Here is a 16,170-nt window from a genome sequence, read left to right on the forward strand (position 1 = left end):
CCGGTTTGCGTTGTGCAAGGTTGCATCGGCGGATGGTTACACGCTTTATTGCGCGTTTTCTAAAATCCGCCTGTTGGGGGCTTGTATGGTTGCGCGTGTCAATACGGTGGCATTTCAGGGCATAGAGGGCGTGCCCGTCGAGGTTCAGGTCATGGTCGCACCTGGCAAGGTCGGCATGCAGATCGTCGGCCTGCCTGATAAGGCCGTGGCCGAAAGCCGCGAGAGGGTTCAGGCCGCCCTTCATGCTTCCGGCCTGGCGTTGCCCGCCAAAAAAGTCACCGTCAATCTGGCTCCCGCCGATCTCCCCAAGGAGGGTAGCCATTTCGATTTGCCCATCGCGCTTGGCCTCATGGCCGCATTGGGTGCCATTCCGGCAGAAGCGCTAAATGCCTATATAGTTTTGGGTGAGCTTAATCTGGATGGCACCATCGGCGCGGTATCAGGTGCGCTTCCAGCTGCCATCGGTGCCAATGCGCAGAGCAAGGGCCTCATCTGTCCGGCAGACAGCGGCGGTGAGGCGGCTTGGGCGGGCAGTGATATCGATATTCTCGCCCCGCGCAGCCTCATCGCCCTCGTCAATCATTTTCGCGGTACCCAGCGCCTTTCGCGCCCGGTCGCCGCCATCCGCGCCAATCCCGCCAACCTGCCGGACCTTGCCGATATCAAAGGCCAGGAAAGCGCCAAGCGCGCACTGGAGGTCGCCGCCGCCGGTGGCCATAACCTCCTGATGGTCGGCCCGCCCGGTTCGGGAAAATCCATGCTGGCCTCACGCCTTCCATCCATCCTGCCGCCGCTCTTGGCTGCGGAATTGCTGGAGGTGTCCATGGTGCACTCCATCGCGGGCCAGCTCTCCGGCGGCAAGCTGTCGGACCGCCGACCCTTCCGCACCCCGCACCACTCCGCCACCATGGCAGCGCTTGTCGGTGGCGGCTTGCGGGCAAAACCTGGGGAAGCGTCGCTTGCTCATCACGGCGTGTTGTTTCTCGATGAGTTTCCGGAGTTTTCGCCACAAGTGCTGGATGCGCTGCGCCAGCCTCTGGAGACTGGCGAATGCATCATCGCCCGCGCCAACCACCGCGTCAGCTATCCCGCCGAAATCCAGCTGGTTGCGGCCATGAACCCGTGCAAATGCGGCATGGCCGGAGAACCCGGCTTCACCTGCGCCCGCGGCCCGCGTTGCGTGACCGATTACCAGACGCGCATTTCCGGCCCGCTGATGGACCGCATCGATATCCGCATCGAAGTCCCCGCCGTCTCCGCGAGCGACCTCATCCGCCCCATGACCGCCGAAGCCAGCGCCGATGTCGCCAGACGTGTGGCCCGCGCCCGGCACATGCAGGAAGAACGTTACGCCCATGCCGGTTTCACCGGCATCCGAACCAACGCCCGCTGCTCCACCGCCCTTATCGAAAAATTCGGTGAGCCCGATGCGCCGGGCCTACAACTGCTCCGCGATGCCGCCGAAAAACTGAAATTCTCCGCCCGAGGCTACCACCGCATCCTCAAAGTCGCGCGCACGCTCGCTGACCTCGACGACAAGGCAACGGTCACGCGCATTCATCTGGCAGAGGCGATTTCATACCGGATAGCTGGGGAGCGACTGACGGCTGCGGCGTGAATGGGTTTGCGGGTGCGGTCGCAGGCTGGGTGGTTTCGCAATGGCCGAGGTTGGCTACGATACGGCGACCTTTTTGTAAGACCGGGAACAGGGTGCAGGGCAAACCACAGAGCGGCAGGTGTGGCGGCTCTATCCTTTTAGACGGATGATTAAGAGGTTGGAGATGGGGCGCAACTCAGCAACCCTCATCCTGAGGTGCGGAGGCGCAGCCGGAGCCTCGAAGGACGAGGGTTGCGGGCTTGGGGCAGAGTGCGCGGCGGATGCTTCGAGGGTCGCTTCGCGCCACCTCTACTTCGACAAGCTCAGGATGACGCATGAGGGCGGTGGGTGTGGTTGCCCTACCCATTGAGAGGGTGGAGTAAGAGGCTGGAGATGGGGCGCAACTCAGTAACCCTCACCCCTGAGGTGCGAAGGCGCAGCCGGAGCCTCGAAGGACGGGGTTGCGGGTTTGGGGCAGAATGCGAGGCGGATGCTTCGAGGCTTTGCCCTTCGGCCAAAGCGCCTCAGCATGAGGACGGTGGGTGTGGCGAGCCTAACCATTAAGAGCACAGAGCAAGATCGCTCCCTCTGTCCTACCAGGCAGCTCCCCACAGGTGGGGAGATTGGCAAGAGGCACACGCACCAATCCAGTTGTAGGCATCGGAGAGAACGCAGACCGGCAAACTTAAGCCCATGCATCAGAATAGCTCAAGAGAGCAGGTAATAGGCTAGCTGCGCCGCGCAACGGAGCGGCCTTCATCCATCATCCTGAGCCTGTCGAAGGAGAGGAGCCCCGCAGGGGCCTCGAAGGACGAGGGTTGCGGGCTTTGGGGCAGAGTGTGCGGCGCATGCTTCGAGGCTTTGTCCTTCGGCCAAAGCACCTCAGCATAAGGACGTAGGGTGTGGCGGGCCCCACCGATTGAGAGCTTAGAGCCAGCCGCCCCTCTGCCCTGCCGGGCATCTCCCCCACAGGTGGGGAGATTGGCAAGAGGGCACGCTCACTAATCCATTTGTAAACATCGGAGAGATCGCAGGCCAAAACTTAAGCCCTTGCATCAGAATGGCGCAAGAGGGCAGGTAAGAGGCTAGATGCACGGTGCAACAGAGCAACCCTCATCCATCATCCTGAGCCTGTCGAAGGAGAGGTGCCCCGCAGGGGCCTCGAAGGACGGGGTTGCGGGTTTGGGGCAGAATGCGCGGCGGATGCTTCGAGGCTTTGTCCTTCGGCCAAAGCGCCTCAGCATGAGGGCGGCGGGTGCGGTAGCGCGATCCAATCGATAGGTCAGCTTACGCCGCTTAGCCCCTCTGCTCGGCAGAGCAGGGGGGGAGCGAACTTGCTCCCGCGCCAATTTAATATCGCAGCAACGACTGCGAGGCTAACCTACAACCCCAACCCCTCAAACAATGCCGTCGACAAATACCGTTCCGCAAAGGATGGAATGATCACCACGATGGTTTTGCCTGCGTTCTCTTCCCTCGAGCCGATCTTGAGGGCGGCGGCGAGGGCTGCGCCGGAGGAGATGCCGACGGGGACGCCTTCGAGGCGGGCGACAAGGCGGGCGGTTTCGAAGGCGTCGTCATTGGTGACGGTGATGATTTCGTCGTAAATCTTGGTGTCGAGAACAGCGGGCGCGAAGCCTGCGCCGATGCCTTGGATCTTGTGCGGGCCGGGATTGCCGCCTGAGAGCACCGGGCTGTCGGCAGGTTCGACGGCGACAACCTTGAGGTCTGGTTTGCGTGCCTTCAGCACCTGTCCAACCCCGGTAATCGTGCCGCCAGTGCCGATGCCGGAGACGAAGATATCGACGTCGCCATTGGTGTCGTTCCAGATTTCCTCGGCCGTCGTCTTGCGGTGGATTTCAGGGTTGGCCGGGTTTTCGAACTGCTGGGGAATGACGGCATCGGGCAGCGTCTCGGCCAGTTCGTGCGCTTTGGAAATTGCGCCCTTCATGCCCTTTGGGCCCTCGGTCAGCACTAGCTCGGCACCCAGTAGCGCCAGCATCTTGCGGCGCTCGATGGACATGGTCTCGGGCATAGTGAGGATCAGCTTGTAACCCTTGGCGGCGGCGGCAAAGGCGAGTGCAATGCCGGTATTGCCTGAGGTCGGTTCCACCAGCGTCGTCTTGCCGGGGGTGATCTTGCCCTGCGCTTCAAGCGACTCGATCATGGCAACGCCGATGCGGTCCTTGACTGAGGCGATGGGGTTGAAGAATTCGAGCTTGGCAAGGATCGTCGCCTTGACGCCCTTTTCCGCGGCCAGCTTGTCGAGGCGCACCAGCGGCGTGTCGCCGATCGTCTCGGTGATCGAGGAATAGATCCGCCCGCGTCCGGGTTTTCTGGCTTCAGACATGACACGCTCCCATTGTGCAAATGCAAAAAATTTCGCGCAGAATAGGAGGAATGATCTGGCGACGCCAGAGAACCAAAGTGCGTATGTAGCGCACTTCGTGGCATATCGTTCTCATCAACGATCTATTGCTGGAAGAATGATCTCAGGTCGTGCGGGTCGCGATCATCGCAGCGGTCGCGGCCAGAATGCCGGCTGCGGTACGGTTGAGGATGGTCAGCGCGCTCGGCCGCTTCAGCAGGGTGCGAGCCTTGGACGCCAGTATAATATAGGGCAGCAGCACCGCCATCAGCACGGTAAAAGTTACTGCCAGAAGGATCATATATTCGCTGCTGCCGATGATGCGGATGTCGATCAGCGTTGGCACCAGCGCTACGTAAAACAGCATGGTCTTGGGGTTGCCCAGCGTGATGAAAAGACCCGACAAAAACGACATGGTCATGCTGGTGCTCTTTTTCGCTTGCAAATCCTGCGGCAGCAGGCCTGCGGTCCATAGCTTCCAGGCGATATAGAGCAGATAGGCAGCACCGGCGATTTTCAGGATCATGAAGGCTTCCTGAAAGGTCTGCGCCACGAAGGCGAGGCCCAAAATGACGGCGGTCAGATAGACCATATCGCCCAGCACCAGCCCAAGACCCATGAAGAAGGTTTCGCGAAAGCCGGAGCCCAGCGCTCGTGCCACGATGGCCGTCATGCCGGGGCCGGGGATGGCGGCGGCGATGAAAAGAGCGGTGGCATAGGCAAGAAGAGTGGCGATGCTCACGATCATGTCCTTCTGAAATCGGTACGCATCGATATAGCATGAAGAGTAGGCTTGAAAAGCGGAAACGTCGGAATGGACAAAGCCCGCCATGGGGCGGGCTTTGCTGGTTTGATCGTGTTGATATGAATTACAGGAACGGACGGTCCGGCATGTCGTCGATGCTGATGACGCCGTCATTGTTCTTGTCGAGGCGGGCGAACATTTTTTCGCCGGCTGCAGTAAATTCGGCCTTGCTGATCTGGCCGTTGCCGTCTGTGTCGATCATGGCAAACATCGCGTTCATGCGACCGCCATGGCCACCTTTGCCGCCCATGCCACCGTGACGACCCTCATGCTTGCGGCCTTCGTGGCCCTTGCGGTCTGCCTGGTCTGGGCCGCCTTTTTTGCCATCCGGGCCATCGGCATTGGCGCGCTCAGGGCGTGGATTGGCTTCACGGAAGGCTTCCATCTTGGCCTTGCGGTAATCACGCATTTCCTTTGGTGTAATCGAGCCATCCTTGTTGGCGTCGATTTCAGTGAAAAGCGCGTCCTGGCGGGCGGCGAACTCTTCCTTGGTGATCTTGCCGTCCTTGTTGGCATCGGCTGTCTTCAGCAGATAGACATAGGCCAGTTCCGGACGCATGGGCGGGCCGTGTCTGTCTGGGCCACCCCGTGGTGCCGCCATGGCGATTGGAGCAGCCGCGCTCAACATAAGGGCTGCGCCAAGTGCGGTGAGAGTCAATTTTCTCGTAATCATGGTTGGTTACCTTTTCCTTTGGTGTCCCTGGGGAAAAACTAGTCCGCACATGTCACTGCCGCCACTTAAACATCAGTAATGTGCATGACAAATCGGTAACATGCCTCAGCCTGCCGGTGCGGTCAGGCCCTTGAGGAAGCCGGTCAGATCATCGGTGATGAAGTCGATATGCTCATCGGTGACGTCTGGAATCTCCCAGCGCTCCATGACGACGCCTTCGAGATTGCGCGGCACCAGAAGCACCGTCTTCATGCCCAGAGCCTTCGGTGCGGTGAGATTGCGCGGCAGGTCTTCGAACATCGCGGCCTTCGTCGTATCGAGCTTGGCCAGCGCCGCGAATTTCTCGTAGGTCGCGCTGGCGGGCTTGGGCAGATAATCGGCGGCGACGATATCGAAGATGTCCTCGAAATGGTCGAGAATGCCCAGCGCGCCAGCGGCGGCCTGCGCATGCGGCACGCTGCCATTGGTCAGAATGAACTTTCGGCCCGGCAGCGCCTTGATCGCCTCACCCAGTTCCGGGTTGGGCAGCAGGGCGGAATAATCGATGGCATGCGCCCGCTCCAGAAAGGCATTGGGGTCGATGCCGTAATGGATCATCAGGCCCTGAAGTGTGGTGCCATGCTCATGGTAATAACGCTTCTGCAAAGCCCGCGCCTCATCCGGCTCCAGCTTTAGCAGTTCGGCGACATAGGCCGTCATGTTTTTATCGATCTGCGAAAACAGGTTTACCTCGTGCGGATAAAGCGTGTTGTCGAGATCGAACACCCATTCGGTCACATGGGAAAACTCGGCAGCGTTGGGTTCATTTTTCGGTTTCGTGCTCATGGCCCTCTTATGCCCTGTCACCGGCACAAATAAAATCGAAAAGGCGACGCCTGGAGCACTTTGCCGCCTTGGGGCGGAAAGCTGCGGCGTGATAATTTATGTAGATGGAACTCTGGATACCCATCACCATCGCCGCTGCCTTCATGCAGAACCTGCGCTCCGCCCTGCAAAAGCATTTGCAGGGCTCGCTTGGCACGCGTGGTGCCAGCTTCGTGCGGTTCGGTTATGGTTTCCCCATTGCCCTCATCTACGTGCTGTTCCTGCATTTTGTGGCAAAGCAGATTTTCCCGACCTTCAGCACGGCCTTTTTCATCTGGGCGGTCGTCGGCGGTCTGGCGCAAATTTACGCCACCATGCTGCTGGTGCACCTGTTTTCGCTGCGCAACTTCGCCGTCGGCACCGCCTATTCGAAGACGGAACCTGTGCAGGCCGCCCTGTTCGGCTTCGTCATCTTAGGCGAAAAGCTCACATCGGGTGCTATCATGGCCATCATCGTCGGTGTTATCGGCGTGATGACGATCTCGATGGCGCGCATGCCGCTGTCTTGGAAAAATACTGTTACGGCGATGACAAGCCGCACGGCTTTGATCGGCATCGCATCCGGTGGGGTCTTCGGCATATCGGCAGTGGCTTACCGAAGCGCATCGCTGTCCCTGCAAGGCGCGGGGCCGATCATGTCGGCGGCGGTGACGCTCGCCTGCGTCACGACGTTCCAGACGGTTTTCATGCTGGTTTGGATGTTCTGGAAAGATAAGCGCGAGATCGTGCAGGTCCTCGTCACCTGGCGCTCATCGGCTCTGGTCGGCATTGCGGGCGTGCTGGGCTCGGCGGGCTGGTTCACGGCCATGACGCTGCAACAGGTGGCCTATGTCCGGGCGCTCGGCCAGATCGAGCTGGTCTTCACTTTCATGGCGTCGTGGTTCCTGTTCCGGGAACGGGTCAACGCCATGGAACTGACAGGATGCCTGCTGATCGTCAGCGGCATCCTGGGATTGCTGTTCTGGTAAAAGCGCGTCCAGGAAAAGTGTGAGCGGTTTTCCGTCCGGACGCGCGCAAAACGAATATCAGGGAACGATGAGCGTGCCTGCGCCTTCGGTGAAAATCTCCAACAGCACCGAGTGTGCAGTCTTGCCGTTGAGAATGACGACGCCCTGAACGCCTGCCTTGATGGCCTCGATGCAGGTTTCGACCTTGGGGATCATACCGCCAGAAATCGTGCCGTCCTTGATCAGCGCCCGCGCCTGCGAGACCGTCAGTTCCTTGATCAGTTCCTTGTTCTTGTCGAGAACGCCTTCGACATCGGTCAGGAACAGCAGCCGGCTGGCATGCAGCGCACCGGCAATGGCACCAGCAAACGTGTCGGCATTGATGTTGTAGGTCGCGCCATCACGGCCCGGAGCAACGGGTGCGATGACCGGGATCATCTCGGATTTGGCAAGCAGGTCCAGCAGCGTGCGGTCCACTTCCACCACTTCACCGACGAAGCCGAGGTCGAGAACGCGCTCGATATTGCTGTCGGGATCGATGACGGTCTTCTTGGCCTTTTCGGCAAAGACCATGTTGCCATCCTTGCCGCACAGGCCAATGGCCCATTCGCCGGTCTGGTTGATGAGGGCGACGATTTCCTTGTTGATCGAGCCGGCCAGAACCATTTCTACGATCTCGACCGTCTTGGCATCGGTCACGCGCAGGCCGCCTTCGAATTTCGATTCGATGCCCATCTTGCTCAGCATCGCGCCGATCTGCGGCCCGCCGCCATGGACGACGATGGGGTTGATGCCGGATTGCTTGAGAAGGGCGATGTCTTCGGCAAAGGCCTTGCCCAGGCCGCTATCGCCCATGGCATGGCCGCCATATTTCACGACGATGGTTTTATTCTCATATTTCTGCATGAAGGGCAGGGCCTGTGCCAGAAGCCGGGCCTGCATTTCGCTTTCGGAACTCGCCATGGAAATAAACCTCGTCGTTGATTGCCGCGCTTTTAACCCAAGTTTTTGACGGATGAAACAACGGACAGGGCATCGGATGCAGAAAATTCAAACGTGATCGCACCGTTATCGCCAATCCGATTGACATATGGGCGCAATCGGACCAGCTTTGTGCGTGGGGGAGTATGCGCATGTCGGCCATGGGTGGGCTGGCGGATCGCTTAAGATGGCGGTGGCGCTCTAAGCCTGGAGTTCGATGACGGATGACCTTGCCGGATCGGGAAAAGCGTAGCGGTTTGAAAGACGAGGTGCTTGCGGGCGAATATGTGCTCGGAGCCCTGACCGCTGATGCGAGCGCCGAACTTGCCAAACGGGTGAAGACGGATCGCCAGTTCGCCGCGATGGTGCGTCGCTGGCAGGAAAACCTCGCCGACACCCAGAGAAGCGATCACCGCACATTCTCATCCTATATCGATGCGTCGATGGATCATGCCGTGCGCAGGTCGGACGACAAGCTTCACCGCAGTATTTATGGGCGTTTCGCGATTATCACGGCATTGTGGAATTCGGTGCGCTTCTGGCGACTGACCACGTCGGCGGCCCTGCTCTGGGCGGCTGTTCTGCTGTTTTCTGTTGCTTGACATGGAGCGCTCTTTTTCATTCCTGCGTTTGTCGCGGGAATGAAAAAGGGGGCACATTGTGCCCCCATCAATTCAGCTGATACCGACCGTCTTGCAGATCTCGGCCCTTACAAGATCGAGGCCTGCGGATTTTTCTGACGAAGTTGCCAGAACTTCCGGGTAGGCCGCCGGGCGCTTGCGGATTTTTTCCAGCGTCTCGTTGGTAAGACGCGGAACGCCCGCTTCCTTGATCTTGTCCGTCTTCGTCAGAATGATCTGATAGGAGACGGCTGCCTTGTCGAGGAGTGACAGCACGTCCTCGTCATTTTTCTTGATGCCGTGACGGGAGTCGATCAGCACATAGACGCGCTTCAGGGTCGCGCGGCCACGCAGATAATCGAATACCAGCTTCGTCCAGGCATCTACATGGTCCTTGGGTGCCTGCGCATAGCCGTAGCCCGGCATATCCACAAGCGCCATCGGTGGCAGGTCGCCCGCTTCACCGGAATAGCCTTCGGGAACGAAGTAGTTCAGTTCCTGCGTGCGACCCGGCGTGTTGGAGGTGCGCGCCAGCCCGCGATGGCCGACGAGCGCGTTGATGAGAGAAGACTTGCCGACATTGGAACGTCCGGCAAAAGCAATCTCGGGCGGACCTTCGGGCGGCAGGAACTTCATGGCGGGCACACCGCGGATGAAAATCCAGGGCCTTCCGAAGAGCGGCTTTTCCGTTGCCGGCTGCCCGCCTGTGATATCGCTTGTCATTTCGATTGCACCGGCTTTCGCTTGAACAATCCTTTTATGTTGTCGAACAGCTCGATCTTGGCACCGTGGCGCTTCATGATGAGAGCCTGCTGGGTGATCGACAGCGTGTTGTTCCATGCCCAGTAGATGACGAGACCTGCGGGGAACGACGCCAGCATGAAGGTGAAGACCAGCGGCATCCAGGTGAAAATCAGCGCCTGTGTCGGATCGGGAGGCGTCGGGTTCATACGCATCTGCATGAACATGGTGATGCCCATGATGATGGGCCAGACACCGATCATCAGCGCGTGTGGCGGCATGAAGGGCAGAAGACCGAACAGGTTGAACAGCGAGGTCGGATCCGGCGCGGACAGGTCGTGAATCCAGCCAAAGAACGGCGCGTGGCGCATTTCGATGGTGACATAGATGACCTTGTAGAGCGCGAAGAACACCGGAATTTGCAATAGCATCGGCCAGCAACCGGCAACCGGATTGATCTTCTCTTCCTTATAGAGCGCCATCATTGCCTGCTGCATGGCCATGCGGTCATCGCCATGCTTGGCTTTGAGCTCCTCCATCTTGGGCTGAACACGCTTCATGTTGGCCATGGAGGCGTATTGCTTGCTGGCAAGCGGGAAGAACAGCAGCTTCACGACGATGGTGGTGAGCAGGATGGCCACACCGAAGTTACCAAAATAACGGAAGAAGAAATCCATCAGTTTGAACATCGGCTTGGTGATGAAGTAGAACCAGCCCCAGTCGATCAGAAGATCGAACTTCGGAATGCTGTATTCATGCTCGTAGCGGTCGACCAGCGGAACTTCCTTGGCGCCTGCAAAGACGAGGTTTTTCAGCTCGATGGACTGGCCCGGCGCAACGGTGACGGTATCGCCACGGTAATCGGCCTGGTAACGCGGCTGACCGTCTGTGAAGTGCGAATAGCGCGCTTCGACAGGCATGGTCTGCGGCGGCACAATGGCTGCTGCCCAGTATTTATCAGTGATGCCGAGCCAGCCGCCGGTCGCCTTTGGCGTCGAGAACGGCTTTTCCTCGATGTTCTTGTAGGACTCTTCCGTCAGGCTGCCATCGGTACCGGCAACGCCCAGAAAGCCTTCGTGAATGACGAAAACGGCAGGCGTGGCAGGCTTGTTGTTGCGGGTGATGCGGCCATAGGTCGAGAACGAAATCGGTTCCTGACCGGGGTTCTCGATCTTGTCGGTGATCGAGATCATGTAATGCTGGTCGATCGTGAGTGTGCGGGTGAAGACCACGCCCTTCTCATTGGTGAAAGACAGCGTTACCGGTGTCGTTTCGGTCAGCTTGGAGCCTTCGGCGGCTGTCCAGACGGTGGAGGGGCCGGGAACGGTGCCCACAGCATCACCGGCGATATAGCCAAGCTCGGTAAAGTAGCCATCCTTGGTGTCGGACGGAGAAAACAGCGTGATGATCGGGCTCGAGTCATCGACCGTCTCATGGTAGTCCTTCAGACGGATGTCATCCAGACGTGCACCATTGAGGTTGATGGAACCTGCAACGGCGTTGGTTTCGATCTGCACGCGCTGCGACTTGGCAAGCGCTTCATCACGCGAAACGGTGGCTGCCTGCTGGCTGGTCGTGCCGGGCAGGGTGCCTGCTGGCGGTGTCGTGCCGGGCGCGGCATCGGTCGTCGTCTGCTGGGTTTGCTGCGTCGCCTGCTGCGCCTGACGAGCCTCGTCAGTGCGGCGCTGCTGTTCGATGCGCGGGTTCATATACAGGAACTGCCAGGCTAGCACGATGACAACCGAAAGGCCTATCGCGATAAAGTAGTTGCGGTTTTTTTCCATCATTCTTTCCTGGAGCGGGTCTCCCGGGAGCGTCCGGATTTCGCGCGTCCCTCGATCCGCTCTATGAGCAAGTGTTCCAGTACGGCAAATTCGGTTTTCAGTGCGTCCCTTCGGGCGACAATCACATAGTCATGTCCGGGTTTCATTGCAAACCCGGCTGAAAGCCTGACGGCTTCCCTCAAGCGGCGGCGCATTCGATTGCGTTCGACCGAATTTCCTTGGCGTTTGGTCACCGTAAAACCGACGCGAGGTGCGGTTTCAGGGGCCTTGCGATCCAGAACCTCCAGAAGAAAGGTACTGCCTCGCCTTTTTTCTCCTGCCTGAACAGCAAGAAACTCCGGTCGGTTTTTCAACCGACCGGGTATTTGTCTCTCATGCGTCATGTGCCACGACTTTCATCGGGCTTAAGGCCAATTAGGCCGAAAGACGGGCGCGGCCGCGTGTGCGGCGAGCAGCCAGAACCTTACGACCGCCGGCAGTTGCCATGCGAGCGCGGAAACCATGACGACGCTTGCGAACAAGCTTGGATGGCTGGAAAGTACGCTTAGACATTTATTTAATACCGCGGGGTGCGGCCCTTCTTGACTTTGTCCCTTATGGGACAAGAGCGTTTCGTTGATGCCAAGGCCAACCGCGCAAACGGTAAGATGCCCAGACGTGCGGGCTTATAAGGGCTTAGGCCCCGCAAAGTCAATCGCTGCCGGACAATCCTGTGCCAGCGGTTGGGCGGCGCAAGTAGAAATTTGTCTGCACTTGGCCACCTGAACTTGCGCCAAGGTCTTCTTTTAAAGAGCAAAGTGCCAGATCGCTAAAATCCGAAATTCTTTATTAAGAGAGCATAGATAAAGGTTATCATGACCAAATGTTATTTGGATTTCGATCTCACATGTGTGTGAGAGGGGCGTTTTTGAGGGGACTACGCAGTGAGGATACGGGGTAAGATCAATCTTCTGGTGGGGCTTTTGGGCCTTGTCGCATGCACCATCGGTGGTTTGTCGATCTACGCGGTCAGGGAGTACCAGACGCAGACAGTTGCGCTTGATGCGATTGCCGATCGCGCGCGTCGTGGTGAGACACTGAACCGGCTCGTTACTGCCGTCGTCATGGAAGCCCGCGGCATCTACGCTGCAAAGGACAAGGATGCTGCCGCCAAATTTGCTGACGGCATCACCAAGAACCTCAACGATATGGACAGCTTGCTGAAAGAGTGGAAACCACAGCTTCCCGCCAGCCAGGCCGCTCAATTCGCCAATCTCGAAAAACGCTTTGAAGATTTCCGCACCTTCCGCACCGAGACAGCACGTCTGGGCCGCGAGGTTAGCCCGCAGGATGCCAATACGCAGGGCAACAACGAAGCCAACCGCGAAAACCGCAAGGCCTATCAGGCCGATATCGATGCGGTTGTGAAGTCGGATCTTCAGGAGCTCACTGCCGTCAAGCTCCGCATAGAAAGCTTTGGCGAGATGATCTTCCTCGTCGTGGCATTCGTCACCGTGGGTGGCGTCCTTGCCGGTTCGGCCATGGGTCTCTACATCGGTTCCAAGGAGTTGAGCGGACCTATTCTTAAAGTATCCGATGCGATGAATGCGGTTGCCGAAGGCAATCTCGAAACCGATGTGCCCTGTCTCGACCGCAAGGATGAAATCGGCGAGATGGCCGCGGCCGTCGAAGTCTTCAAGCGCAACGGTCTGGAAGTGCGCCGCATGAACGCGCAGGAAGCCGCCATGCGGGCCAAGAGCGACGATTTGCAATCGGGCATGGCGCAGGTCGTCAGTGCCGCTGCCGCTGGTGATTTCACCAGCCGTATCACCAAGGATTATGGTGATGACAACCTCAACCGTTTCGCCAACAACATCAATTCGCTGCTGGTCAGTGTGGACAGCGGTGTCACGGAAACCGGTCGCGTGATCGAAAGTCTGGCCCATGGTGATCTGACGCAAACCATGAATGGCAACTTCCACGGTGTGTTTGCCGAGCTTCAGTCGAATGTGAACGAAACCTTCGTCAAGCTGAAGGGCACCATTTCCGAGGTTCGCGGCAGCACCGAAAGCATCAATGGCAATGCCAACGAGCTTCGCTCTGCCGCCGACGATCTTTCCAAGCGCACCGAACAGCAGGCCGCGGCACTGGAAGAAACCTCCGCCGCACTCGACGAGATCACCGCCGTTGTCCGCAATTCGACGGACCGTGCGCAGGAAGCCAGCACCATGGTTTCCGAAACCAAGGAAAAAACGGCCCATTCCGCCAAGGTCGTGCGGGATGCCGTATCCGCCATGGGCCGCATCGAGCAGGCATCGCGTGAAATCAGCCAGATCATCAATGTCATCGATGAAATCGCCTTCCAGACCAATCTGCTGGCGCTGAATGCCGGTGTCGAGGCTGCGCGCGCCGGTGAGGCAGGCAAGGGCTTTGCCGTGGTCGCGCAGGAGGTGCGTGAACTGGCGCAGCGTTCCGCCAATGCCGCAAAGGACATCAAGGCGCTGATCACGAAATCCGGTGAAGAGGTCGGCAACGGCGTGAAGCTGGTGCAGCGCACCGGTGAGGCGCTGGATGAGATCGAAACCCGCGTTCTCGGCATCAACGACCACATTCACTCCATCGCGACCGCCGCGAAGGAACAGTCCACCGGCTTGCAGGAAGTCAACACGGCCATCAACCAGATGGACCAGGTGACCCAGCGCAACGCCGCCATGGTGGAAGAGACCTCCGCTGCGACCCATAAGCTGAGCGGTGAAGCGCAGAACCTTGTCGCGCTGGTCGGTCGCTTCCGGCTGGGTAACGAGCAGGGCTCCGCATCCTACGCGTCGGCCTCCAGAATGGCGCCCGCCTCGTCGCGGTCTGCCCCGGTCGCTTCACCAGCCCGCAAGATGATGGGCAATGTCGCCCGCGCCTTCAATGGTTCGGCAGCGGTTGCCCAGGCAAAGGACGACTGGCAGGAGTTCTGAGACCCCGCATTTTCATGCATCATCAAACGCCGCCAGCAATGGCGGCGTTTTCGTTTGGGCATGTCCGTTTTGCGGTCATTCGCCATGCATTTGAAAATCGGATGAAAAACCTTATTATGGCTTGGAATTCAGCCCTTGCGCCGATATGAAACCAGAGGCCCACGCATCAACAGGAACAGGCCTGGTGTTTTCGACAGTCATAAACAGGACCAGCCGTCAGGATACGGACCCGCAGAGCGAGGTACCTGCCTTGACGAAGGGCTTGTCCGGTCGCCTGCTGTTGCTGACGGTGATCTTCGTGATGATTGCCGAAGTGCTGATCTTCGTGCCCTCCGTTGCCAATATGCGCCTCTCATGGCTGCGCGACAGGCTCAACACGGCCGCCGCCGCAGGCGTGGTGATCGATGGTCTGCAAACCGAACTCCCTCGAAGCGTCCAGAACGACACGCTGCTGGCCACGGGCGCCAAACTCATCGCACTGAAGAAGGATGGCACCTCCACCCTGCTGGCCGCCACCGAAGTGCCGCCGAGTGTCGATGATCAATATGATCTCTCGGACGTCTCACAGCTGGCGGCGGTGCGCGATGCCTTCTCCGTGCTTCTCTTCGGCGGCAACCGCGTCATCCGCGTTTTCGATGTGATTGGCGATAGCAACATGATCATTGAGATCGTGATTGGCGAGCACAAGCTGCGGGCGGCAATGATTGCCTATGCGGGCAACGTGCTGATGATCTCGGTGGCGCTTTCGCTCATCACGGCCAGCCTGATTTTCGTCTCCATCAACCGCATTCTCATCCGGCCCATCCGCCGCCTCACACTCGGCATGCAGGGCTTTTCCGAGCAACCAGACGACCCGGCGCGGGTGTTCAAGCCGGATGACGGCAGCGACGAACTGGCAGTGGCCGGTCGCCATCTGGCCGATATGCAGACGCAGCTGCAAAAGACGCTGCGGCAACAGAAGAACCTTGCCGATCTCGGCCTTGCCGTTTCCAAGATCAACCACGACATGCGCAACATCCTGTCGTCGGCCCAGCTGATGTCGGACCGTCTGGTGGATGTGGAAGACCCCATGGTGCGCAGCTTCGCGCCGAAGCTTCTGCGCACCATAGACCGGGCTGTGGGTTATACCAGCGAAGTGCTGGCCTATGGGCAGGCAACCGAAGGCGCGCCGAAGAGGCGGCTGATAGATCTCGATGAACTGGTGCAGGATGTGAAAGACATCCTCGCCATCGATCCCGCGAGCGGCATTGAGTTCGTGGACAACGTACCGCCGGGCTTGCGTATCGATGCCGACAGCGAACAATTGTTCCGCGTTCTCTACAATCTCTGTCGCAACGCCGTTCAGGCGCTCCAGCAGGCCAGCGGCGAGACCTATCCCGACAAACGCCTGACGATTGCCGCACAGCGCAATGCAGACGTGGTCAGCATCGTCATAGACGACAATGGCCCAGGCATGCCGCAAAAGGCCAGAGAGAACCTGTTCTCGGCCTTCCGTGGCTCCGCCCGCTCCGGCGGCACCGGACTTGGCCTCGTCATTGCCCGCGAATTGGTGCTGTCTCACAAGGGCACGATTGCGCTGGTGGAAAAATCCGACCACGGCACCCAGTTCCGCATCGAAATCGCCGACCGCACCGAAGCCGACCGCCGCACGGCCAATGGCGGCTGAGCGTTACACGCCCGTCAGCGCTTCGCAAAACACGCTCCGATTTTTTGCCGAAATTTTTATCCCGTTTTGACAGCGCTATTTTCTGCGCATCAAAAGACAAGCAATTTCAATGATTTGAAAAATTCATTGCAGGAAAATGACAATTTCTCAGCAAAATCGCTTGCATTCAACATGAGGAC

At 58.9% G+C, this 16,170-nt stretch carries 14 protein-coding genes; 5 read left to right on the forward strand and 9 right to left on the reverse strand.

Annotation, left to right across the window (positions count from 1 at the left end):
* The first annotated feature begins 85 nt into the window (after positions 1-85).
* On the forward strand, positions 86-1,618 hold the full coding sequence (locus tag ABUK73_RS08000) for a YifB family Mg chelatase-like AAA ATPase (RefSeq protein ID WP_353576822.1): 1,533 nt from the start codon (positions 86-88) through the stop codon (positions 1,616-1,618).
* A 1,360-nt stretch (positions 1,619-2,978) separates the two neighbouring features.
* Here the strand turns inward: ABUK73_RS08000 and cysK are convergent.
* The 4 genes from cysK to ABUK73_RS08020 form a co-directional block, all read right to left on the reverse strand.
* Entirely contained in the window at positions 2,979-3,947 is a 969-nt protein-coding gene (cysK, locus tag ABUK73_RS08005) for a cysteine synthase A (RefSeq protein WP_353576823.1), read from the reverse strand.
* Positions 3,948-4,089: 142 nt separating this feature from the next.
* Positions 4,090-4,707: a LysE family translocator gene (locus ABUK73_RS08010; protein WP_353576824.1), complete on the reverse strand. Its 618-nt coding sequence runs from the start codon at positions 4,705-4,707 to the stop codon at positions 4,090-4,092.
* 127 nt (positions 4,708-4,834) lie between these two features.
* On the reverse strand, positions 4,835-5,443 hold the full coding sequence (locus ABUK73_RS08015; RefSeq protein WP_353576825.1) for an EF-hand domain-containing protein: 609 nt from the start codon (positions 5,441-5,443) through the stop codon (positions 4,835-4,837).
* Between the two features lie 105 nt (positions 5,444-5,548).
* Entirely contained in the window at positions 5,549-6,268 is a 720-nt protein-coding gene (locus ABUK73_RS08020; protein ID WP_353576826.1) for a pyrimidine 5'-nucleotidase, read from the reverse strand.
* 104 nt (positions 6,269-6,372) lie between these two features.
* On the opposite strand from ABUK73_RS08020, the gene ABUK73_RS08025 reads away from it, so the two are divergent.
* Positions 6,373-7,275 carry a DMT family transporter gene (locus tag ABUK73_RS08025; RefSeq protein ID WP_353576827.1) on the forward strand — a complete coding sequence of 301 codons (903 nt, stop codon included), beginning with the start codon at positions 6,373-6,375 and terminating at the stop codon, positions 7,273-7,275.
* A gap of 57 nt (positions 7,276-7,332) precedes the next feature.
* On the opposite strand, the gene argB is transcribed toward ABUK73_RS08025, so the two are convergent.
* Complete coding sequence (argB, locus tag ABUK73_RS08030; protein WP_062451011.1) at positions 7,333-8,217, reverse strand: acetylglutamate kinase; 885 nt, start codon at positions 8,215-8,217, stop codon at positions 7,333-7,335.
* A gap of 242 nt (positions 8,218-8,459) precedes the next feature.
* Here argB and ABUK73_RS08035 point away from each other — a divergent pair, with 242 nt between their 5' ends.
* Positions 8,460-8,837: a hypothetical protein gene (locus ABUK73_RS08035; protein WP_353576828.1), complete on the forward strand. Its 378-nt coding sequence runs from the start codon at positions 8,460-8,462 to the stop codon at positions 8,835-8,837.
* A gap of 72 nt (positions 8,838-8,909) precedes the next feature.
* Here the strand turns inward: ABUK73_RS08035 and yihA are convergent, their stop codons facing one another.
* Genes yihA through rpmH form a run of 4 tightly spaced genes read right to left on the reverse strand, consistent with a single transcriptional unit; the run spans position 8,910 to position 11,932 of the window.
* Positions 8,910-9,578 (reverse strand): ribosome biogenesis GTP-binding protein YihA/YsxC, encoded by a 669-nt coding sequence (gene yihA / locus ABUK73_RS08040; RefSeq protein WP_113088004.1) that lies wholly within the window; start codon positions 9,576-9,578, stop codon positions 8,910-8,912.
* Positions 9,575-11,380 carry a membrane protein insertase YidC gene (yidC, locus tag ABUK73_RS08045; protein WP_353576829.1) on the reverse strand — a complete coding sequence of 602 codons (1,806 nt, stop codon included), beginning with the start codon at positions 11,378-11,380 and terminating at the stop codon, positions 9,575-9,577. Before yidC ends, yihA begins: the two co-directional genes overlap by 4 nt.
* Positions 11,380-11,763: a ribonuclease P protein component gene (gene rnpA / locus ABUK73_RS08050; protein WP_353576830.1), complete on the reverse strand. Its 384-nt coding sequence runs from the start codon at positions 11,761-11,763 to the stop codon at positions 11,380-11,382. The genes yidC and rnpA overlap by 1 nt, the downstream gene beginning before the upstream one ends.
* A gap of 31 nt (positions 11,764-11,794) precedes the next feature.
* Entirely contained in the window at positions 11,795-11,932 is a 138-nt protein-coding gene (gene rpmH, locus ABUK73_RS08055) for a 50S ribosomal protein L34 (RefSeq protein WP_111839965.1), read from the reverse strand.
* Between the two features lie 371 nt (positions 11,933-12,303).
* Here rpmH and ABUK73_RS08060 point away from each other — a divergent pair, with 371 nt between their 5' ends.
* Both ABUK73_RS08060 and ABUK73_RS08065 read left to right on the forward strand, forming a co-directional pair.
* Complete coding sequence (locus ABUK73_RS08060; protein WP_353576831.1) at positions 12,304-14,325, forward strand: methyl-accepting chemotaxis protein; 2,022 nt, start codon at positions 12,304-12,306, stop codon at positions 14,323-14,325.
* Between the two features lie 301 nt (positions 14,326-14,626).
* The gene (locus ABUK73_RS08065) at positions 14,627-15,991 is read left to right on the forward strand and encodes a HAMP domain-containing sensor histidine kinase (protein WP_353577010.1); all 1,365 of its coding nucleotides are present in this window, start codon (positions 14,627-14,629) and stop codon (positions 15,989-15,991) included.
* The last annotated feature ends 179 nt before the right edge of the window (positions 15,992-16,170 follow it).

The organism is Agrobacterium vacciniicorymbosi (genome assembly GCF_040427045.1).
GTDB lineage: Bacteria > Pseudomonadota > Alphaproteobacteria > Rhizobiales > Rhizobiaceae > Agrobacterium.